Source organism: Acinetobacter sp. Ag2, assembly GCF_001005515.1.
In the GTDB taxonomy this organism is placed as follows: Bacteria; Pseudomonadota; Gammaproteobacteria; order Pseudomonadales; family Moraxellaceae; genus Acinetobacter; species Acinetobacter bereziniae.
Window position 1 is genome coordinate 63,047 of record NZ_LBNA01000051.1, and the last position, 21,755, is coordinate 84,801.

General features: G+C 37.9%; 27 protein-coding genes. 19 read left to right on the forward strand and 8 right to left on the reverse strand.

The annotated features are described in order from the left end of the window. Positions 1–17: 17 nt before the first annotated feature. The 4 genes from AAV97_RS12135 to AAV97_RS12150 all read right to left on the reverse strand — a co-directional run bounded on the left by AAV97_RS12135 (position 18) and on the right by AAV97_RS12150 (position 4,601). Positions 18–1,217, reverse strand: coding sequence for an acyl-CoA dehydrogenase family protein (locus tag AAV97_RS12135; protein ID WP_005031685.1), 1,200 nt, complete (start codon positions 1,215–1,217; stop codon positions 18–20). 24 nt (positions 1,218–1,241) lie between these two features. Continuing rightward, positions 1,242–2,528: an acyl-CoA dehydrogenase family protein gene (locus tag AAV97_RS12140; RefSeq protein ID WP_171249377.1), complete on the reverse strand. Its 1,287-nt coding sequence runs from the start codon at positions 2,526–2,528 to the stop codon at positions 1,242–1,244. Between the two features lie 247 nt (positions 2,529–2,775). Beyond that, entirely contained in the window at positions 2,776–4,149 is a 1,374-nt protein-coding gene (locus AAV97_RS12145) for an ABC1 kinase family protein (protein WP_046760698.1), read from the reverse strand. Positions 4,150–4,295: 146 nt separating this feature from the next. Then, positions 4,296–4,601, reverse strand: a complete 306-nt coding sequence (locus AAV97_RS12150) for a hypothetical protein (protein WP_034708648.1) — start codon at positions 4,599–4,601, stop codon at positions 4,296–4,298. 211 nt (positions 4,602–4,812) lie between these two features. Here AAV97_RS12150 and AAV97_RS12155 point away from each other — a divergent pair, with 211 nt between their 5' ends. The 3 genes from AAV97_RS12155 (at position 4,813) to aroC (ending at position 7,428) form a co-directional block, all read left to right on the forward strand. After that, positions 4,813–5,196, forward strand: a complete 384-nt coding sequence (locus AAV97_RS12155; RefSeq protein WP_004830668.1) for a lysozyme inhibitor LprI family protein — start codon at positions 4,813–4,815, stop codon at positions 5,194–5,196. Between the two features lie 114 nt (positions 5,197–5,310). After that, on the forward strand, positions 5,311–6,321 hold the full coding sequence (gene prmB / locus AAV97_RS12160; RefSeq protein ID WP_042088730.1) for a 50S ribosomal protein L3 N(5)-glutamine methyltransferase: 1,011 nt from the start codon (positions 5,311–5,313) through the stop codon (positions 6,319–6,321). A 12-nt stretch (positions 6,322–6,333) separates the two neighbouring features. Then, positions 6,334–7,428 carry a chorismate synthase gene (gene aroC, locus AAV97_RS12165; protein ID WP_046760699.1) on the forward strand — a complete coding sequence of 365 codons (1,095 nt, stop codon included), beginning with the start codon at positions 6,334–6,336 and terminating at the stop codon, positions 7,426–7,428. Positions 7,429–7,570: 142 nt separating this feature from the next. Here aroC and AAV97_RS12170 read toward each other — a convergent pair whose 3' ends face one another. Both AAV97_RS12170 and AAV97_RS12175 read right to left on the reverse strand, forming a co-directional pair. Then, entirely contained in the window at positions 7,571–8,044 is a 474-nt protein-coding gene (locus AAV97_RS12170) for a hypothetical protein (RefSeq protein WP_005031671.1), read from the reverse strand. A gap of 130 nt (positions 8,045–8,174) precedes the next feature. Further along, the gene (locus AAV97_RS12175) at positions 8,175–8,654 is read right to left on the reverse strand and encodes a CinA family protein (RefSeq protein WP_005031670.1); all 480 of its coding nucleotides are present in this window, start codon (positions 8,652–8,654) and stop codon (positions 8,175–8,177) included. Positions 8,655–9,041: 387 nt separating this feature from the next. On the opposite strand from AAV97_RS12175, the gene AAV97_RS12180 reads away from it, so the two are divergent. Beyond that, complete coding sequence (locus tag AAV97_RS12180; RefSeq protein WP_004830673.1) at positions 9,042–9,275, forward strand: hypothetical protein; 234 nt, start codon at positions 9,042–9,044, stop codon at positions 9,273–9,275. Positions 9,276–9,340: 65 nt separating this feature from the next. On the opposite strand, the gene AAV97_RS12185 is transcribed toward AAV97_RS12180, so the two are convergent. Both AAV97_RS12185 and AAV97_RS12190 read right to left on the reverse strand, forming a co-directional pair. Continuing rightward, positions 9,341–9,784: a universal stress protein gene (locus tag AAV97_RS12185; RefSeq protein WP_004830674.1), complete on the reverse strand. Its 444-nt coding sequence runs from the start codon at positions 9,782–9,784 to the stop codon at positions 9,341–9,343. Between the two features lie 33 nt (positions 9,785–9,817). Further along, complete coding sequence (locus tag AAV97_RS12190; RefSeq protein WP_004830675.1) at positions 9,818–10,279, reverse strand: universal stress protein; 462 nt, start codon at positions 10,277–10,279, stop codon at positions 9,818–9,820. Between the two features lie 365 nt (positions 10,280–10,644). Here AAV97_RS12190 and ureE point away from each other — a divergent pair, with 365 nt between their 5' ends. The 15 genes from ureE to AAV97_RS12265 all read left to right on the forward strand — a co-directional run bounded on the left by ureE (position 10,645) and on the right by AAV97_RS12265 (position 21,754). Next, entirely contained in the window at positions 10,645–11,127 is a 483-nt protein-coding gene (gene ureE, locus AAV97_RS12195; protein WP_046760700.1) for an urease accessory protein UreE, read from the forward strand. After that, a complete protein-coding gene (locus tag AAV97_RS12200; protein WP_005031668.1) occupies positions 11,114–11,779 on the forward strand; it encodes an urease accessory protein UreF in 666 nt (221 codons plus the stop codon). Before ureE ends, AAV97_RS12200 begins: the two co-directional genes overlap by 14 nt. 66 nt (positions 11,780–11,845) lie before the next feature. Next, on the forward strand, positions 11,846–12,460 hold the full coding sequence (gene ureG / locus AAV97_RS12205; protein WP_046760701.1) for an urease accessory protein UreG: 615 nt from the start codon (positions 11,846–11,848) through the stop codon (positions 12,458–12,460). 51 nt (positions 12,461–12,511) lie between these two features. Then, the gene (locus AAV97_RS12210) at positions 12,512–13,078 is read left to right on the forward strand and encodes a HupE/UreJ family protein (RefSeq protein WP_046760702.1); all 567 of its coding nucleotides are present in this window, start codon (positions 12,512–12,514) and stop codon (positions 13,076–13,078) included. A 50-nt stretch (positions 13,079–13,128) separates the two neighbouring features. After that, a complete protein-coding gene (locus tag AAV97_RS12215) occupies positions 13,129–13,998 on the forward strand; it encodes an urease accessory protein UreD (protein ID WP_046760759.1) in 870 nt (289 codons plus the stop codon). Between the two features lie 73 nt (positions 13,999–14,071). Then, complete coding sequence (gene ureA, locus AAV97_RS12220; protein ID WP_004830684.1) at positions 14,072–14,374, forward strand: urease subunit gamma; 303 nt, start codon at positions 14,072–14,074, stop codon at positions 14,372–14,374. Between the two features lie 29 nt (positions 14,375–14,403). Continuing rightward, on the forward strand, positions 14,404–14,727 hold the full coding sequence (locus AAV97_RS12225; RefSeq protein ID WP_004830685.1) for an urease subunit beta: 324 nt from the start codon (positions 14,404–14,406) through the stop codon (positions 14,725–14,727). Beyond that, on the forward strand, positions 14,727–16,427 hold the full coding sequence (ureC, locus tag AAV97_RS12230) for an urease subunit alpha (protein ID WP_042088740.1): 1,701 nt from the start codon (positions 14,727–14,729) through the stop codon (positions 16,425–16,427). Before AAV97_RS12225 ends, ureC begins: the two co-directional genes overlap by 1 nt. A 148-nt stretch (positions 16,428–16,575) precedes the next feature. After that, positions 16,576–17,169, forward strand: coding sequence for a lysozyme (locus tag AAV97_RS12235; protein WP_046760703.1), 594 nt, complete (start codon positions 16,576–16,578; stop codon positions 17,167–17,169). Positions 17,170–17,250: 81 nt separating this feature from the next. After that, complete coding sequence (locus AAV97_RS12240) at positions 17,251–17,832, forward strand: histidine phosphatase family protein (protein ID WP_046760704.1); 582 nt, start codon at positions 17,251–17,253, stop codon at positions 17,830–17,832. Positions 17,833–17,858: 26 nt separating this feature from the next. Beyond that, entirely contained in the window at positions 17,859–18,905 is a 1,047-nt protein-coding gene (locus AAV97_RS12245) for a hypothetical protein (RefSeq protein WP_228136548.1), read from the forward strand. 80 nt (positions 18,906–18,985) lie between these two features. Continuing rightward, positions 18,986–19,969, forward strand: a complete 984-nt coding sequence (gene puuE, locus AAV97_RS12250; protein WP_005031660.1) for an allantoinase PuuE — start codon at positions 18,986–18,988, stop codon at positions 19,967–19,969. A gap of 66 nt (positions 19,970–20,035) precedes the next feature. Next, positions 20,036–20,542 (forward strand): 2-oxo-4-hydroxy-4-carboxy-5-ureidoimidazoline decarboxylase, encoded by a 507-nt coding sequence (uraD, locus tag AAV97_RS12255; protein ID WP_046760706.1) that lies wholly within the window; start codon positions 20,036–20,038, stop codon positions 20,540–20,542. 24 nt (positions 20,543–20,566) lie between these two features. Beyond that, entirely contained in the window at positions 20,567–20,887 is a 321-nt protein-coding gene (gene uraH, locus AAV97_RS12260) for a hydroxyisourate hydrolase (RefSeq protein WP_004830697.1), read from the forward strand. Positions 20,888–21,031: 144 nt separating this feature from the next. Next, positions 21,032–21,754: an outer membrane protein OmpK gene (locus tag AAV97_RS12265; RefSeq protein WP_009586877.1), complete on the forward strand. Its 723-nt coding sequence runs from the start codon at positions 21,032–21,034 to the stop codon at positions 21,752–21,754. Position 21,755 lies beyond the last annotated feature (1 nt).

A 21,755-nucleotide genomic window follows, 5' to 3' on the forward strand; every position in this document is an offset into this window, starting at 1 on the left:
TGATCAACCATTCGAAACTATTTCAGTTCACTGGATGATTTTCCTAATTCACGACGGGCAATAATCAACTGTTGAATTTGTTGTGTACCTTCAAAAATGTCGAGAATTTTTGAGTCACGTGCCCATTTTTCAAGCAGTTCATCTTCGTTATAGCCCACACTTGCGGCGAGTTCTACACATTTCAATGTAATTTCATTGCCAATACGTCCAGCTTTAGCTTTGGCAATTGAGGCTTCGCGTGAGTTGGGTTTTTTATTATCCGCCATCCAAGTGGCTTTAATGGTGAGTAAACGAGCAGCTTCCCATTCTGCTTCCATTCGATAAATTTGCGCTGCTAAATTGGAGCTCTGTAAATATGGTGTGGCATAGTCAGCATCAAGTTCATCTTTAAAAATTTCCTTGATTCGCTCTAAAGATGCTTTGGCACAACCTACAGCCATTGCTGCGACCAGAGGGCGAGTATTATCAAAGGTTTCCATTACCCCTGCAAAGCCTTTTGCGACATCAATTTCAGCATTGCCTAGTAAATTTGCGGCAGGTACTCGACAATCAATAAAACTGATTGCAGCCGTATCTGATGCTTTAATTCCGAGTTTATGTTCTAAGCGTTCAACTTTCATCCCCGGTGTACCTTTAGGCACAACAAAAGATTTGATCGCAGCTCGACCTAATTTTTTATCTAATGTTGCCCAGACCACCACAGAATCTGCACGCTCACCTGAAGTTACAAAGATTTTCTCACCATTGAGAATATATTCGTCACCGTCTTGTGTCGCAGTGGTACGAATAGCAGCGGAGTCTGAACCGCATCCCGGTTCAGTAATCGCCATTGCTGCCCATGTACCTTTAAAGCGTTCTAGTTGTTCATCATTGGCAACCGCAGCAATCGCAGAGTTTCCTAAACCTTGACGTGGCATAGACAGAAGTAAACCAGTATCGCCATAGCACATTTCGATAATGCCTAAGGCGGTTGACATATTGGTCCCATTTTTATTGCTGTTGTCATGGTCACCACGTTTGTTGATTGCAGCACCAGCATTTAAGCCATCGCCCCCATCATTCATACCATCGAGTAAAGAGGCAAGCATATCCAACTCTTTTGGGTAGGCATGTTCTGCTTTATCGTATTTACGTGAAATTGGACGTAATACATTAACAGCTGTTTCATGTGCTTGGTCTAAAAGCATTTTGAATTTTTTTGGATTTTGTAAATTCATGAGTAATATCCTTTTTTATTCGTTTTAAGCATGTAAACCAGAATGTAATACAGCTGTAGCACGCAGATCACGGTACCAACGTTCAGCAGGATGCTCTTTGGTAAAACCATGTCCGCCTAAAATTTGTACGCCATCTGTGGCGATTTTCATCGACTTTTCAGCACAAAGTAAGCGTGCTAAATATGCTTCACGATGGAAAGGTTGCCCTGATTCTGCCAAACTTGCAGCGTTGAGGATCAGCATACGCATTGCATCAATTTCTATTGCCATATCGGCAATCATAAAAGCTACACTTTGACGATGTGAAATAGGTTCACCAAATGCAGTGCGTTCATTGGCATATTTGATACTGTATTCTTTGACTGCTTCACAAGTTCCTACAGCCAGCGCACACCACATTAAATTACCTAAATCTAAAAAGGCAGGGTAGTTAAAGTCCTCGTCACCCAATCGTTGTGCAGGCGTTTGATCAAACTTGAGGGTCACTGTTTCCGTCGCTTTTAGACCCATTGCCGGTGTTTTTTTCACCGTAATACTGGAGTCACGATTGACAATAAATACATCAGGTTTGCCATTAAACTCAGCACTAACCAATATTAGATCAGCCGTTTCACCAAGCAAAACCAACGTTTTTTCACCCGTTAAGCTAAACTGACCATGTTGTGATGTTGCTTTGGTTTTTAAACGCATTGGATTAAAGGCAGGGGTTGCTTCTTGTACCGCAAAAGTGGCTTGAATTTCAGTATCATTGGCAAAACTAGGTAAATAAAGCGATTGTGATTTCTCAGAACCCCATTGCGTAATTGCATTAATCACACTAAATGTTGAGAGCAATCCCGCTGCAAGAGAAAAGTCACCTTTTGCTAAGCGCTCGGCAATCAAAATATTACTGACAATATTCTTCTCAGAAGCAACTCCACCTAAGGCTTCAGGCAGTGCATAATAATTCAAACCTAAGTCGATGCTGTGTTGCCAGAGTTCTACAGGAAATTTTTCATGATGGTCGGCTTGATGTGCCAATGGATAAAGTACTTCTGCGGCAAATTGATCCATTGCATCAACAGTCATTTGCTGTTCTTCAGTCAAGCTTAGATCAAAAAGCGATTTTTGTTGGTTGGGCAGTCTTTGTTTAGACACATTTGTATCTGATTTAAAGGCTTTTTGCGTGGCACTGAGCGTTTTAAAACCTGCTTTTGATCCTTGATAAAGTGATCTTTCAATAAATTTGCGCAATTTAAATTGATCAAGTAAATCGCTGCCTGCAATTTTTGTAATTAGATTTAAGCCCAACCCCTGAGCTTTATTTACCATATTGGTCATTCCGAAATACCCTGTATTCTAGTGTTGGTATGCGATCATCCTGACATGCAAAAAAAGAAAAAACTATGTCATAGATGACAAACTGATTGACCGTAGATGAATGGTTGTTAAAGTTGATTTATCAGATTTAATATGTTGTATTTATTTAATTATTTTTAAATAAAAATACCCAACAAATGTTGGGTATTGGTAAAAGTGACATTTTTGCAAAGTCACTTTAAAGAACTTTAAGATTGACCTACAGAAACGGAGTAATCATTTTACGTACATTGGTTTTGGCTTCAATTACAGTCATAAAGGTATAGGCACCAATAAATTTACGGCTAATAAACATAAACTCTTTCGGTGGCACACTGAAATAACGTGATGCCATTGATTTGGAAGCACGCTGCATCACACGACTATGTAATTGGCTTTTTTTCCAGTCATAACGGTTATTTTGATCCATCACACCAGCAGGTAGATCTGGGTTATTTAGTGGTGTGCTGAATGCTTCTGTTGCCAATAAGAAAACTTTTGCCATATCGGGTTTAATACTGAGCGGCATTGCATCAAAAAACTCATAGCCAGACATTGCATTCACCATCGCTTCAGCATCATGGTGATAACCTGCTTTAATCAAATTACAAGCAACTTTAAGAAGTTGGTTATCAAACTGACGAATCGCGCCAAAATCTAACAAGATGATTTTATCTTTGATGTCTTCTCCATTGCCTAAACGAACCAAATAATTACCAAAGTTCGGGTCTGTCTGCATTTCACCCCATTCAAAGAGTTCACGCACTGCAATTTCGAGTGAAGCTTCACCCAAAAGATTACGTCTTTCTTGAGGTAATGACAGCATAACAGGGCTATTAATCGGCACACCACGTTCAAATGTCATACACAACACTTGGTTGGTACAATAATCATCTATAATTTGTGGAACGCCATAGCGAGGATCTTCTTTGAGTCGTTGTGCGAAACGTCGAGTTGTTGCTGCTTCGACCTCGTAATTTACTTCACGATGCATCATTTCGCGAACTTCATCAAACCATTGATCAAATTCACGTGTTTGCGGAACCATACGCGTTAACTTGAGCATATTTTTAAATAGGCTCATGTCTGAGTCGATGGCATCCGCAACGCCTGGATATTGAATTTTTAAAACCAGTTCTAAACCATCAGATTTACGCGTTGCACGGTGAACTTGGGCAAGGGAAGCTGTACCGATGGGTTCGTGGTCGATGGTTAAATCATTCAGTTTGGAGCCTAACTGGCTGACCAATTGTTGTTTAATTGCTGGCCAAGCAAGTGCAACGGTTTGATTGTTTAATGTATTGAGCGCTTGAGTAATTTCTTCAGGTAAAAAGTGTTCGCCATAGAGTGCCATCATTTGACCAATTTTGACGATCGAGCCTTTTAACTTGCCAATTTCCTGAACCAGATAATTGGCTTGTTCTTTCATCGCTTGTTTACGTTTTTTCTCTTTTTCTTCTTCACTTGAAAAGATTGAACTCGCACTTGAAGCTGCCCAGCGTGTACCAGCCAATAAGGATGCTTTTGCAATTGATAAACGGCGATCCATTGACGAGGTTTTTAACTGTTTGAGCTTTTCGTTCTGATCTGACATGAAGATAAAATCCTTTATAAGCGATTCGAAAAGATAAATAAGAACTAAGTGTAAGGAATATTACATGGAATGGCTGTATTTAAATAGTTCAATTCGCTGAATGGGGGAATTAAATTGATTCAATAGACCGTCAGCAAAATAAATGATTACATTCTGAACTGAATTTTAATCTCATTCCGAGCAGATAAGCTTAGTCGATTGACTTCAATATGTTGACTAATCATGTCTTTAACTGGTTGGCTTGTAAATCCAAGTGCATAACCTTTGACAATAATGATACTCGGCAGACTAAAGAAAAAATATTTTACATCTTCAAGTGAAGGGGTTTCATAAACACCTTTTTCACTGAGTGTTTGTTGAAAAAATTGCTTTTCAGCTTTTACAGTTGCTGTAGATTCATCATTCCACCAAGATTGCCGCATGGCCATGAGATTGTTGTGTTTGTAACTCATAAATTAACTAAATTCAGAATAAATTTGAGGGCATTTCTATATATAAAGGCGAATCCATATAATTTCAAGCGAAGCCTTACTTGCAGTCGATTGCTTAACGATTTCAATACTGAAAATCTAGACAAACATGAGGAGATTGTATTTTATTTGAAATCTTTTAAACTGCTATTTTAAGCACTTAAATTAGAATAACTTGTTTATGGGGAATTTGATGTATTTAAAATATTGGGCATTGGGATTGGTTTTGGCTTTGCCGATTCAGGCACAGGCAATGGGTTATAGTACAGATTATATAAGTTGTATGAATGCTGCTGGTACACATTCCGCAAGCCTAGCAAATTGTATGCAAAGTGAATTTAGCAAACAAGATGATCGTTTAAAATCACTTTTTAAACAGACCCTTGATCTGTATTCGGATAAAGAAAAGAAAGCGCAAAAAAAATATCAAAAACAATGGTTAAAACAACGTAGTCAACAGTGTGATAAAGCTCAAAAATCTGTTTCAGACGATTATAAAATGAAATATTACAATTGCGCCCTGAAACAAACTGTAAACCGCGCGAATAGTCTAGAAAAACTCACCTATCGCCTGTAAATTTTGACAAAGTGGATAAATAATTGGCAAGTAAATTGTAGTAAAGGATTATAAATCTGGTTGAAAACAAGGTATCATAAGGCGTTTGAAATTATGACCTTGGAGAAACCCTAAGTGGATCGACCGACTATTAGCCCTGAACATTTACAGGAAGCTGCTGAAAACCTTTCAACAATTCGTGATTTTATTCGTTTTGGGGTTACAGCTTTACGTCAATACGATGCACATTTAGGTCAAGGTACAGAAGATTATTTTGCTGAAAGCTCTGCACTGGTCTTACAAACACTTTCTCTAGAGTGGAATGCCGATGCTGAAATTTTAGATTCAAAATTATTACCTAGTGAAAAAGCAGAGTTTTTGAGTTTATTAGAACGTCGTATCAATGAAAAAATTCCGACCTCTTATTTATTAAACTTGTCTTATTTCTTTGGTAAACCTTTTTATGTCGATGAACGTGTATTGATTCCACGTTCACCGATTGCTGAATTGATTGAAAATCGTTTTGCACCCTATTGTTTGGATGAAAATGGACAGCTTCTTGAAGCTAAAAATAATTTGCCAGAAAATCCAAATCCAAAAACGCCTCAACGCATTTTAGATATGTGCACAGGTTCGGGCTGTATCGCGATTGCATTGGCATATGCATTCCCAGATTCAGAGGTTGATGCCACTGATATTTCTAAAGAAGCTTTAGAAGTTGCTTCTATCAATACCGAACATCATAACAAGCAGTATCAAGTTGCATTACTTGAATCAGACTTGTTTGCAAAAATTCCTGCTGAAAATCAATATGATTTAATCGTTTCTAATCCACCATATGTGGATGCTGAAGATATGGCTGACTTACCAGAAGAATTCCATCATGAGCCAGAATTAGCATTGGCGGCAGGTCAAGATGGTCTCGATTTAGTCCGTAAAATGCTGGCTCAAGCCGCTGACTATTTAACTGAAGATGGTTTGATTGTCATTGAGGTGGGTAATTCTGAATGGGCAATGAAACAGAATTTTAATACGATTGATTTCTATTGGTTACAGTTCCAAAAAGGTGGTTCAGGCATATTTGCGCTTACTGCACAACAGTGTCGCAATTTCCGTGATTTATTTATTCAATCGATTCAAGCATAAGGAGTTGTAAGCATGGCAGGTAATAGTATTGGACAGCTCTTCCGTGTAACGACTTGTGGTGAATCTCATGGCGTAGGATTGATGGCAATTGTGGATGGCGTACCGCCCGGATTGGAATTATCTGCTGAAGATTTACAAATTGATCTGGATCGACGTAAGCCGGGGACTTCCAAGTTTTCTACACAACGTAAAGAACCAGATGAAGTAGAAATCATTTCAGGTATTTTTGAAGGTAAAACGACAGGTACGTCAATTGGCTTATTGATTCGCAATACAGATCAAAAATCCAAAGATTATGGCAATATCGCACAAACATTCCGCCCAGGGCATGCAGATTATACCTATACCCAAAAGTATGGTTTCCGTGATTATCGAGGTGGGGGGCGCTCAAGCGCACGTGAAACAGCAATGCGTGTTGCAGCAGGTGCAATCGCTAAAAAATTCCTTGCTGAAAAGTTTGGGATTGTGATTCGTGGGCATGTGACGCAGATCGGCACTGAAAAAACAGAAACATTAGATTGGAATGAAGTACCTAATAATCCTTTCTTTTGTGGTGACATCAATGCAGTGCCTCGTTTTGAAGCCTTAGTGACTTCTTTAAGAGAACAAGGTACAAGTTGTGGCGCAAAACTTGAAATTCTGGCTGAAAAAGTACCTGTAGGTTGGGGCGAACCTGTATTTGATCGTTTAGATGCAGATATTGCACATGCGATGATGTCAATCAATGCAGTCAAAGGCGTAGAAATTGGTGATGGTTTTGCTGTTGCAGAACAGTTCGGTCATGAAACGCGTGATGAGTTGACCACAGATGGCTTTCTTGCCAATCATGCAGGGGGCATATTGGGTGGAATTTCTTCTGGTCAGACCATTCGTGTCGCGATTGCACTCAAACCTACTGCAAGTATTACCACTCCTGGCAAAACCATTAATTTGAATCGTGAAGATACGGATGTATTAACCAAAGGTCGCCATGATCCTTGTGTGGGGGTACGTGCAACGCCTATTGCTGAAGCAATGTTGGCAATCGTGTTGATGGATCACTTTATGCGTCATCGCGCACAGAATGCGGATGTTGTTGCACCTTTTACGCCAATTGAGCCTAAATGATTTCAATATTCGGGAGTATTTTTAATTAAACATACCCCCGATGATTTTAAAAAGAATGAGAAGTTGCATAAAAATGGTAACTTCTATACATAAAAAACCAGACTTGATGTCTGGTTTTTTATTCAAAGTATTAAAAATTTAATTATTTTTCAACGATCTGACCTGTATAACCTTTTAAGAAAGTCAAGTAAGCAGAAGACTGTTGTCCATCAGCTTTTAAAATTGAACGTTCTACATCACCTTGATTAGTAACCAATTTAAGCGAAATTTCTTTACCGTTACGGAACGAGTTTAGGAAACTTACTGGAACATTGATTGAGTTTGAAGACACTGTACCTGCGTATTGTGTGCTATTGATGGTTGAGTATGTATAAGGTTGACCATCAACAAGGAAAACGAACTGAGTAATATCATATTTGGTTGGATTATCGATTTCTGCAGTAATCTTAAAACCATCACGGATTTCATCTTTCCAACGCATCGAAAGCTCAGGGCAAACTTCATTTGCTTCACAGATTAAAGGTCCTTTGGTCACGACTCTTTCTGGATAAGAACCAGCACAACCTGCCAAAGTTAAGCATGCTAAAGAAGAAATTAAAGCAAATTGAAGTTTCATAACGCTTCCTAATAAGTTCATTCGTGTTATTGATTGTTCATAATGTATATAAAATTTACCGCTTTTTAGTAAAAAAGTGAATTAAAATATTTCAGTAAATTGTACAGCGCCTATATTTGAAGCAGTTATGTTAATCAGTTGTTAAAATATTCAAAATTTCTCTGGCAACATTGGCGGTTAATTGCTCCAAGCGGGCAACAGGCGTTGCATCGATGAAATATTGGTAACTGTATTTTCGTTGCTGATAAAGGATACTAATAAAAAATGTACCTTCCGGTTTTTCAGCCGTTGCACTACCTCCTGGTTTAAGCAAACCAGTACAACTCACCATGATATCTGCCAAAGGAAACAGTTGCTTGCCATGAACCGCCATTGCCTCAGTTACTTGAGCTGATTCAGCTGTATACTGTTCGATAAGAGAAGGAGCGATTTTCAGCACAGAAACTTTAATAGACGGATCATAGCTGACTAATCCACCCAATAAAATATCAGCACCACTATGTTTATAAATTGAAAATTGACTACATAAATAGCCAGAACTGGCACTTTCAATAAAGGCGACTTTTAAACCTTTTTGTTCGAGAAGGTTACAACACTGTACTAAAGACATTGGTTCTGAACTCTTGATGAATTATATTGTATTCAATCAGTTGAATGCAGAAATAATAGCAAATTTTATCAACCTGCTGAATAGTGTACTGTTGTGAGTAAAAAATAATCAGTCTGAATGTGCCTCCGTGATTTTGAAATAACACTGTCATATTTCTTTGCGATACTGTATTCAGACAAAATAAAAACAAAAGATAATTACAAAATCAGTTAAAAATATAATTAGCGTAAACGTCTGTATCTACAGCCGACCCACTTTTAATCAGTGGGTTTTCCTTTTTATGCCATTTGGAGAATTACTATTCAATATTATCAAATTTTATCTTTCAAACAGCTAAAAAAGTGATATAAATAAAAATAAAGTGCATATGAAAAAGGAGTGTGAATAATGAAAACAACAGTTAAATATGTTGTCTTAAAGAGCAGAGAATATCAGCTTGGCACACCTCTATTTGAAGAAAGTATTGAAGCTGAAGGTGATTATTTTGATCAAATACCCGATGTAATTCATTATCAAAATCACGAATTCAAGGTCAAGTCAAAAGAGCTAAATCGAAAACAAATTTTTGATGATTTCGAAGAGTCGCAAACCATTTTAGTCAAAGTGATTGCAATCACATAATTTTCTATTCGTTTTAATTATTAAAGCCCACGATATCGTGGGCTTTAATATTGAACAAATTAAATTTATTGTTTAATGATTAATACTGGCAACTGAGTTTGTCCAAGTACGTCTTGAGCGAAGCTTCCCAATAAAAACTTTTGGAAGCCTTTTCGTCCATGTGATCCCATAACAATAAGATCAGTGTTTAAAGACTCCGCTGTCTTAATGAACGTTTCTGCAGACACCGAATTTCTTACCACTTGAGTTTCGATTTGTGCACCTTGTTGTTCTGCCAGCTGTCTCGCTTTGCTTAAAGCTTCCTCAGCATTTTTGATTGCTTCTTGAATATATTCTTTCAGCATATCAGGAGAATAATAGAAGTCCGCTGCTGCAAATGGATCATCTGCAACAACACTGATCGCAGTAAGTTTACTGCCAAATGCTTTGGCAATAGATGCAGCATGCTTGATTGCTGAGAAAGAAATGTCTGAACCGTCAACTGGAACAAGAATATTTTGATAAGACATAATTTCACCTTTTAATTATTGAGCTTGAAAATACTAATCTTCACTGAGTGTCGATTTAATAATCAGTACAGGCAGTGGACAAATCGATAAAACTTCCTGAGCAACGCTACCTAAAAAGAATTTTTTGAAACCTGTACGCCCATGTGATCCCATAACAATAAGATCTACATTCAATTCATCAGCAGCATTCAAAATACCGGTTGCTGGAGGAACTTCACGAACAACTTTGGTATCTACAGCACTCACGCCATGGTGCAGTAATGTTTCTTGAATATCTTTTAAACGTGCAAGCGCATTTTTCTCAGCTTCGAGTAGATATTGTGTCACTGCCGGCGCAACTTTATAGAAGTCGACTCCCTTAAATGGGTCGACAGCAATCACGCTGGTTACGGTAATTTTACAGTTAAAAGCAAGTGCAAGTTTCTCAGCATGTTCAACTGCAGCATAAGAAATAGGAGAGTCATCTACAGCAAGAAGGATATGTTGATAAGCCATTATAAGTGTCTCCTTTTTATCTGATTCTTGATTCATTGATAACACATTGTAGCCATTGTCGCAATTCGATAATTGCATTTAAATTTGATTAAATATCTGTTATTTCAATATTTTGTGAAATACACATATTTTTTTTATGGTTTTATTTTGTAATCTTAACTTTTCATTTCAAAATACTGGATAATTTTATAAAAAATATGAATTTCATTTTATCGTTAAAGTTTTAAATATGCTGTCATTGATCTAAACAAAACAAAAATTGGCATGATAAATGCATTAATTTAATGCAAAGCAATATGAATGAATAAATTTTTGGCATCAATTTGGAACATTTTAAATGTGATGTCTAATCAAAGTGGATGAGCATGAAAATTTATACACAACGTTTAGAAAGCATACACTCAGATAAGACAGTAGAAAGTGTAGCGCTCACTTTTGATACTCGGCAAAAGAGCCGTTTTCGTGCAACTTTGAATAATGGGCACGATATTGGTGCAGATTTACCAAGAACAGGTATTTTGCGTAGTGGCTCTTATATCGCAACTGAACAAGGAGAAGTGCTGAGAATAGATGCAAAACCTGAAAAGTTGATGCAAGTTATTGCGGCGAATAGTTTTGATTTATTAAAAGCGGCTTATCATCTAGGTAATCGCCATGTGCCTTTAATGCTGACCCCAACGGCACTTTACTTTGAACCAGATCATGTGCTCGCTGAAATGATTATAGGGCTAGGGCTGACTGTTAATGAAGTTGAACATCCGTTTGAGCCTGAAAGTGGGGCTTATGCACAACATCAGCATGATCATCGTTTAAGCCCAATTAAGGCTTTGCACCATGTCCATCACTAATGCAACGCAATTACTCAGCTTACTCACGCTGTCATCTACAGCTTTGCCTATTGGTACCTATTGCTATTCGCAAGGTGTAGAAAGTGCAATTGAGCAAGGCTTAATTCATGATGAAGTGTCAAGTATTGCTTATTTTAATGAAGTGTTAGAGATGTTGTTGGTACGTTTTGAATTGCCAATTTTAAAACGCTTGATGCAACACTATTCGAATGATGAACAGTTTTTAGTCTGGGCAAATTTTTATCGAGCCAGCCGTGAATCCAAAGAATTGTTGGCTGAATCACAGCAATTGGCATTTTCCTTAAATGCATGGATTCGAGATGTGCTTTTGCAAAAAGTTGAAGTGAAAAAGCAATTTGGTTTTGTCCCTGTCTATGCACATTTATGTGGCAGTCTAAAACTGAATTTGCATGATGTGCTGACCGCTTACACCTTCACCGTTTTAGAAAACCAAGTTCTTGCAACGGTAAAGACTGTTCCACTTGGACAAATGAGTGGACAAAGAATTTTATGGCATCTACACAGTTTAATTCCTCAAGCAATAGAACGAGCATTACAACTTGAAGATGATGAATTGAGCAGTGCTTTACCTAACTATGCGATGTTAAGTATGTCGCATGAAACGCAATATTCACGATTATTTAGATCATAGTTAAACACATACTGATTAAAGTATCTTTTTGATAACTCAGTATCATGCACAAAAAAAGGAAAAATCATGACAGAACGTAGCCCTTTGCGTGTCGGAATAGGTGGACCTGTAGGCTCGGGAAAAACAGCCTTAACTTTAAATCTCTGTTTAGCATTGCGTAACAAATACAATATGGCTGTGGTGACCAATGATATCTACACCAAAGAAGACTCCAACTTTTTAACACATCATGAAGCTATGTCGCCTGACCGAATCGTAGGTGTTGAAACTGGGGGCTGCCCACATACTGCAATCCGTGAAGATGCTTCCATTAATCTTGCGGCAATCGATGATCTATGTGAAAAGTTTGAGGGGCTGGAACTGATTATTATTGAAAGTGGCGGTGATAATTTAGCAGCTACATTTAGCCCAGAATTATCAGATTTAACCTTGTATGTAATTGATGTTGCAGGTGGTGAGAAAATTCCGCGCAAAGGCGGACCAGGAATAACCAAATCAGACTTATTGATTATTAATAAAACAGATTTAGCACCGATGGTTGGGGCAAATCTTGACGTCATGGATCAAGATGCAAAGCGTATGCGGGGTGAAAAACCATTCTTATTTTCGAATATGAAAACGCAAGATGGCTTAAATCAAATCATTGAGTTTATTGAAAAACAGGGCTTATTTAAAGCTTAATTCATAGATTAAATATTGTAAAAAGTTAATAAAAATTGAAGGAGAATTAACATGCGTTTAATTCAGAAAAGTTTGATTACACTGATCGCATATATCCCTGTTTTGGCTTTGGCTCATCCTGGGCATGATCATCACACAGGCTTTTGGGCTGGTTTTATTCACCCATTTACAGGTTTGGATCATTTGATGATGGCAATCGCTTTTGGCGTGTTGATGTGGACAGCGAACCAGCGTTGGAAATTATTTGGTTTGATTGGTCTTGCCATCGCAATGATCGCAGGCTTTATGATTGGCAGTCTAGATCTAATTCCGTCATCAGTTGCTGAATATGGCATTATCGCTTCTTTGGTTTTATTGGCGATCGCATTGTGGACCAAATCCAATCAAGCCTTGCCTATTGTAGCTGTGTTATTGGCAAGTTTTCACGGAGTCGCACATGGCACAGAATTAGGTCAATCTGGTCACGCCAGTCTTTTAGTTTTGGGGATGGTCACAGCAATGGCACTGATTTATGCAGGTGGATTAGGCATTGGTGCATTGATTAAAAAATATGTACCTTATGGCAAGCAGATCATTGGCACATTGGCAGCATTAGTCGCTGTGATTGGATTGGCTTGATGTTCAATAAACCTTTAAAAGCCTTTGATGTATAAAATGTATAAATGGTCATGACAAATTTAATTACCCAACCATGCCATGATTCTTTGTGGTATGCCAAATTAGAATTGGTCTTTAAGGTACAGGCTGATCGAACTGTACTAAGTCATCGCAAGCATTATGGTCCTGTACGTGTTCAAAAAATGCTTTGGCCAGAAAGAACAGGAATTTGTCATGCCATTATTGTTCATCCGCCTGCGGGTATTGCAGGCGGAGATCATTTAACCTTTGATATTCATGTGGGTGCTTCCGCACATGCATTGGTCACTACGCCGGGCGCAGGAAAATGGTACCGAACCAATGCCAAACAGGCATTCCAACATATTTTTATCCACGTAGAAAATGACGCAGTTTTTGAATGGTTGCCACAAGAAACCATGTTGTTTGATGGTGCGAATGCGCGCTCAGAAACCATTATTCAACTTGATTCACGGGCGAGTTTCATTGGTTGGGATATGTTGGTGATTGGGCGACAGGCACGTGAAGAAAAATTTCAAACAGGCGCTTATAAAAATCAATTTAAACTGAAACGCAATGAACAATTATTGGTCGCAGATACATTGCATTTTAGAGGCGATGATCGTTGGTTAAGTTCTAGTCTAGGAATGAATCATTATGCAGTGATGGGGAGTTTTTGGGCGGTAGCCCCTGAAAAGTTTCGTTCGAGTTTTTATTTGGATCAACACATCGACTTAATCCGAGAATTGATCATGAGAATGAATCTGCCCGTCACTTTAACCTTACTGGGTGATGTGGTCTGTGCTCGTTATCTCGGTGATGATGTTCGACATTGTCATGATGCTTTTGCTGCAATTCGTGCCAAATTAAGACGTTTTTGGTTTGATTTAGATGAGGAATTTCCAAGAATTTGGCGAACGTGAAAATTTTCAATCATACTCAATATTGTTGCATAGATATTGCATGTACAACAAATGAATTAGCTAGGAATAAATCATGGAACTCAACCCTACAGAAAAAGACAAACTTCTGATTTTTACCGCTGGTTTAGTTGCAGAAAGACGTAAAGCACGTGGATTAAAACTGAACTACCCAGAATCGATTGCTTTTATTTCCGCAGCATTGCTTGAAGGGGCACGTGATGGCATGACGGTCAGCGAATTGATGCATTATGGTACGACATTACTCAGTCGCGAAGACGTGATGGATGGTGTGGCAGAGATGATTGCTGAGGTGCAGGTTGAGGCAACTTTTCCAGATGGTTCAAAGTTAGTCACCGTTCATCAACCGATTGAATAAAATAAAATTCTAAATTTGGGAGCAAGACGATGATACCCGGTGAAATGATCACGCCTGATAGTGATATTGAAATGAATGTTGGACGAGAAGTCTTAAAAATAAGCGTAGCAAATCTAGGCGATCGCCCGATTCAAGTCGGTTCGCATTTTCATTTTTATGAAGCCAATGATGCTTTGCAATTTGATCGAGAGCGTGCCAAAGGCTTTCGTTTGAATATTGCCGCAGGCACGGCAGTACGCTTTGAACCGGGGCAAAGTCGTGATGTTGAAATCGTTGCACTTGCAGGTAAACGTGAAGTATATGGCTTTGCAGGTCGCGTCATGGGCAAATTAGACCAACAGGATAATGAATAATGAAAATGTCACGTCGCGCATATGCTGAAATGTTTGGTCCTACAGTAGGAGATCGTGTTCGATTAGCAGATACTGAGCTATTTATTGAAGTTGAACAGGACCTAACCACCTATGGTGAAGAGGTTAAATTTGGTGGTGGTAAAGTCATTCGTGATGGTATGGGGCAGTCACAACTGTTGGCAGATCAGGTTGCTGATACGGTGATTACCAATGCTTTGATTGTCGATTGGTGGGGAATTATCAAAGCAGATGTTGGCTTAAAAAATGGTCGAATCTGGAAGATAGGCAAAGCAGGTAATCCTGATATTCAGCCAGATATTACCATTCCACTAGGTGCGGCAACGGAAGTTATTGCGGGTGAAGGGCAAATATTAACAGCAGGGGGAATAGATACACATATTCACTGGATTTGTCCGCAGCAAGTCGAAACGGCATTGATGTCGGGAACGACTACAATGATTGGCGGTGGTACAGGTCCCGCAGCAGGAACTTCAGCCACAACTGTAACCCCAGGTCCGTGGCATATTGCGACGATGTTACAAGCGATAGATGATTTACCTATGAATATCGGTTTATTGGGCAAGGGGAATTTGAGCCAGCCTGCACCCATTGCAGAACAGATTCAAGCCGGTGTGGTTGGGCTGAAACTTCATGAAGACTGGGGTTCTACCCCAGCTGCAATTGATAATTGCCTGACTGTCGCAGACGAGTATGATGTACAAGTTGCGATTCATACCGATACTTTAAATGAAGGTGGTTTTCTTGAAGAAACATTAGCCGCTTTTAAAAATCGTACAATCCACACGTATCATACAGAAGGTGCAGGTGGTGGACATGCACCTGATATTTTAAAAGCCATTGGGCAAGCGAATGTTTTGCCATCTTCTACTAACCCAACACGACCTTATACAATCAATACCATTGATGAGCATTTAGATATGCTGATGGTCTGTCATCATTTAGATCCAGCAATTGCTGAAGATGTCGCTTTTGCAGAAAGCCGTATTCGTCGGGAAACAATTGCCGCTGAAGATATTTTGCAAGATCTCGGTGCTATTTCGATGATGTCATCGGATTCACAGGCGATGGGACGTGTGGGGGAAGTGATTTTAAGAACATGGCAAACCGCGCATAAAATGAAAGTACAACGTGGACCATTGGAGGGTGATAATCAATATCACGATAACAATCGTGTAAAGCGTTATATTGCAAAATATACCATCAACCCTGCGATTACTCATGGTTTAAGCCATGAGGTAGGTTCAGTTGAAGAAGGAAAGTTGGCAGATTTGGTGTTATGGAAACCTGCATTTTTTGGGGTCAAACCATCCATGATTATTAAAGGTGGAATGATTGCTGCTGCACCAATGGGCGATATTAATGCTTCAATTCCTACGCCACAGCCCGTTCATTATCGTCCGATGTTTGGCGCATATCCAAGAGGTGTTCATAATACCTGTATTACTTTCCTATCTCAGGTTGCGATTGATCAGGGTGTTGCAGAAAAGTTGCAACTGAAAAAGCTTATTTCTCCCTGTAAAAATACCCGAAATATCAGTAAAAATGACATGAAACATAATTGTTATTGTCCCGTCATGGATGTACACCCTGAAACTTATGAAGTACGTGCAGACGGAGTTCATTTGACTTGTGAACCTGCGGAAGTTTTACCGATGGCACAGCGTTATTTTCTGTTTTAATCATTATGGGTAAAAAGCTTAAAACTCCTTTTTAGTCAAAAAGGAGTTTTAAAAAAACATGACAACGAAACACCACTATATTTCAGCACAAAGCTCTGTATAGAATGTTGACCAAAGCTATATCTCATCAATTTTCAGAGTCTTCTCCATGTCTCACTTTTGGTCCAAATGGTTTCAAGTCTTATTTAACAAAACGCAGCATAAATTGAATAAACCTAAGCCCGATTACTCTAATTCAAATATCGGTATTGCTATTGACTCTGATAACAATATCATTGGTTTTGCCCAAGATAAAATCACTCGGATCAGTTCCAAAGGTGTTGATCTGATTTGTAGCTTTGAGGGCTTAAAGTTGAAAGCTTATGATGATGGAGTCGGTGTAATTACAATTGGTTATGGCACAACCCGTTATCCGAATGGAAAAGCTGTTCAATATGCTGATCAATGTACCATTGAACAAGCTAAAAGCTATATGCAATTTGACCTGAAACGTTTTGAACAAGCCGTGAGTCGTGCTGTTCAAGTGCCATTGAGTCAAAATCAATTTGATGCATTGGTATCATTGGCGTATAACATTGGAATCAATCCTTTTCAAAATTCGACCTTATTGAAGCGACTAAATACATTGGATTATATTGCTGCAGGTCAGCAATTCGATGTATGGATTAAAGCGAGTGGAAAAACTGTACAAGGTTTAGTCAACCGTAGAGCAGTCGAGAAAGCGTTATTTTTAAAACATTGATTGCATGTTTTTGCTTAAATGCTGAACATCAAAAAAATATGAAGTACTTTTTATAATAAAACAAAGTAGAGCAAAGTTTAAATGAGTATTTATTTAATTCGCCATGCGCAAAGCTTAGGAAACGTTAATGGAAGAGTAGAATCGCATGCCAGTATTCCTTTGACAGAATATGGACATCAACAAGCTCAAAATCTGGCGAATACTCTGCCAAAAGCCAAGCAAATCTATATTTCACCTTTTTTGCGAACACGACTGACTGCCGAACCTGTTTTACTTCGGGATCAAATTACGCCTGAAGTTTTGAATATTCAAGAATTTTCATATTTATCAGATCGACGTTGTAGAAACACCACTTTAGAAGAACGTAAACCTTGGGTAGATGACTATTGGAGTCGTGCCGATGTCAATCTAATCACAAGTGATGATGCTGAATCTTTTGCCAATTTTTATTACCGCGTTACAGATTTTATGCAACATTTAGACGCACTTAAATCGCATTACACCGATCAACATTTGTTGGTCTTTAGTCATGGTCAGTTTTTACAACTGTTAAAAATCATGATGGCACAGAAGCAAGCATTGAGCTCAACATTGATGCGTGAATTTCGCTATGATTTACTCAATAATCAATTAGGCAATGCCGAGTTTTTTATTTACAAATAAAATATGAGAAGAACATCATGAAACCTATGATGAGAAAAATAGCTTTATTGGGATTACTGGGTGGTATATCGCTGTCCACATATGCAGATATTGTGACCTTAAAGGCAGATTTAACTCAACTTGCCCAACCACTGCAAACACAATGTAAGGGAATTGATTATTTGCCTCTTAAAGTGTTGGATGAATTTTTAAAAAGTGATAACTCAGAAAAAATAGATGTTTATCAGATGGATGTTATTTTTGTTTCTGATTTTTTAGGTTATCTAGACAATAAAAATTGTGCCTTAGCTGCTTCTGACTTTACCATTGCTGGCGTTAAGATCTTGAACCAATATCGTGATTTATGGGAGAAAGACTTAGCTAAGGATAGAAAAGTGGTGAGATATGAAACTTATCTTACCGCAGGTGATGCAAGTTTGGTGAAATACAAATGGACGTACAATCCACAATACCTTGATGATGCCGATCATCTTTATAAGCAGTATCTCCAAACAAGTGCAATAAGCAAACAACAGAAAGCACAATGTGGCAAGAAATGTTCAGATGATTTAGTGTATTTAAATCAAAAGCAATATTTTAGATTGTCTGATTATGCTTCGATTTCATATAAATATCAGCAGCTTTTTGATGAGATTTATCAGCAATATTCTGATCAGGATCCAAATTTTACAGATGCTAAAAAAAGCCTAAATGCAGTTTTTGAGCGTACAGATCAATTTGAAGTGAATGCCATACAAACAACAGGATTAAAAATACTCGATAAGCATGTTGCTACATTGAATGAATTTAAAACTATTTTTAATTCAGGTGATAAAGATTTAATTGAAATATTTACTCAGCGCTTAGATCAATATCTTCAAAATAGAATCGTGAATAAATTATTAGATCCACAAATGGCTGAGAAAATTTATCAATTTTTAGTCAAAGAATTCACTGAAAATAACTCAAAAATTGTACCGAATCAATTGGATAAAAATCAGCAGACCCATCACAGTTTTCAAATTGGGAAACACCAATATATTTTTAGTGGAGATAAAAAGCATTTGCAGTTAAGTTCTCAACCCATGCAATAGCGCATCACGGAAATTGGCATAAAAACTGCTTAATCATTCACACTAAAAAATGGTGATTGAAAAGTTTAAAGGCGGTTTGAGTGAGTAAAACTTATTTACGTGGTCAAGCACTTATTGATCAAATTCAAAATGCTTCTTATTCACGGGATTTGATTGGTTATCACGGTTCAGTTCCTAAAGTGGAATGGCCCAACCAAGCTCGACTGGCAGTACAGTTTGTCCTGAACTACGAAGAAGGCGCTGAGAATCATATTGAACACGGTGATATTGGTTCTGAGCAATTTTTATCCGATATTGTCGGTGCTGCAAGCTTCCCAGATAAACATATGTCTATGGATTCAATGTACGAGTATGGTTCTCGGGCAGGTTTTTGGCGCATTCATCATGAATTTCAAAAACGAAAGTTACCCATGACCATATTTGGAGTCGGGATGGCATTGGCGCGCAATCCCTATATCGTCAATGCAATTAAAAATGCCAATTATGATGTGGTTTCACATGGTCAACGATGGCTCAACTACCAAAATGTCGATATAGACACAGAACGTCAACATATGGATCAAGCGATCAGTGTGCTTGAAGCATTATTTGGACAAGCCCCAATCGGTTGGTATACAGGTCGAGATAGCCCCAACACACGGCAATTATTGGCAGAATTTCCTCAGATTAAATATGATTGTGATTACTATGGTGATGATTTGCCATTTTGGACAAATTTAACCAATGCACATGGTGAAAGCCGACCTCATTTAATTATTCCTTATACCTTAGAAAGTAATGATATGAAATTCTGTGCACCAGCAGGTTTTAATAGCGGAGAACAGTTTTATCAATATCTTAAAGATGCTTTTGATGTGCTTTATACGGAAGGCGAAACAGCGCCAAAAATGCTTTCGATTGGCATGCACTGTCGTATATTAGGGCGCCCGGGACGTTTTAAAGCACTCCAACGTTTTTTGGATTATGTTCAGTCACATGACAATGTTTGGGTATGTCGGCGTGGAGATATTGCAGAACATTGGTTTAAATATCATCCAGCGCAAGAGGCATCAACGCAATGTTAAAAATGAGCAGAAAAGCTTTAAAAAAGCGCTTCAGTCTTTAGTCATTTTGAATGATAGGTATAACTTGTGAATTTAAATGAATTTAATCAAATTTCAAAACAACAAGCTCAAGCAATGCTTAATCATTGTGTACAGATTCCACGTTGGACACAAGATATTGTTTCTACACGTCCATTTACAAGTTTAGATGACCTTTTGGATTATGCCAAAAAACAGGCATTAACTTGGACTTGGGATGAGATTTTAACAGCGTTAAACAATCATCCTCGAATTGGTGAAAAAAAGGCTAAAGCGAATCTGACTGAACAAGAACGTGAATTTTCCAATCGTGAACAATCTGCAATAAAACAAAGCAGCGAAATAGAAGATGCTTTATTAAAAGGCAATTTGTCCTATGAAAAAAAGTTTGGATTTCTGTTTTTGATTCGTGCATTAGGTTTGGATCACAGTGAAATCTTACAGGCATTGAAATATCGTTTATTGAATGATGTTGAAACAGAACAACGTATCGTGAAACAACAGTTGAGTGAAATCGCAATTTTACGTTTAACGCAGGCATTGTCTGAACATTAGAATTTGAGTCATAAAGGAAATCCGATGATTAGTAGCCATATTTTAGATACACATTTGGGAAAACCTGCAACAGATGTTGTGATCAAATTATTTGATGCACAGGAGCAACTGATTGCTGAGTCTAAAACGAACAATGATGGGCGTGTTGCAGATTTCAATCTAAGTGAGATACAAACGGGGCAATATCATTTAGTATTTTATACTGCTGATTATTTTAATCGCTTTGATTTAGATACTTTTTTTCCTAAAGTCGTGATTTACTTTTCTGTAAATGACATTAACCAGCATTATCATATTCCTTTATTAATCAGTCCTTTTGCGTACTCCACTTATCGGGGAAGCTAAAGTATAAAATACATTTTATCAAGGACTTAAAGCTCATTTATTTGAGCTTTTTTTATATATTTTTTACCAATTATAAAAATATTGGCTTTGTTTTTGCTTATCTATTGCGGTGTTTATCTTTGTTTCTTATGGGGAATTTATAAAATGAAATTGACACAGTTTGCTGCGTTCACAACTTTGCTATGTACCGCACTTGGCACTCAAGCTGCTCCAATCTGGCAAGATTTTAGTATTACAGGGCTATATGGTAAAAACTATGAATTGATAGCTCGAGAAGATGACCAGTCTACGATTACTTTTGAATATGCGGCAAAATTGAAATATGGTGATTTTTTTGCATTTGCTGACCGCACCAATAATGACGTTTCAGGTAATGAAACTTATTTTGAAGTTTCACCACGCTTGAGCTTAGGGGCGATTTCAGGGCGAAAGTTAGAGGTTGGTCCTATTAAAGATGTTTTGATTGCAACTACTTGGGAAGGTGGAGAAGGTTTTAATAATTACTTATATGGGATCGGTGTAGATTTGGCGATTCCATATTTTCAATATGCCCAATTAAATTTTTATAAGGCGGATAATTATAAAAATACAGATGATGACTATCAATTGACTTTCGTTTTTGGTGTGCCATTTACAATTGCATCTGAAGATTTCTTGATTGATGGTTTTCTGGATTGGTCAACTGCTGAAGATGACCATGCCAGTGAGTTAAACTGGACCACACAATGGAAATGGAATGCGGGCAAACATATTTCACCCAACACAAAGTTATATTTAGGTGTTGAATATTCGGTTTGGAATAATAAATATGGTATCTCAGGCAAAGATGAAAATAATGTCAGTGCATTGATTAAGTATCATTTTTAAT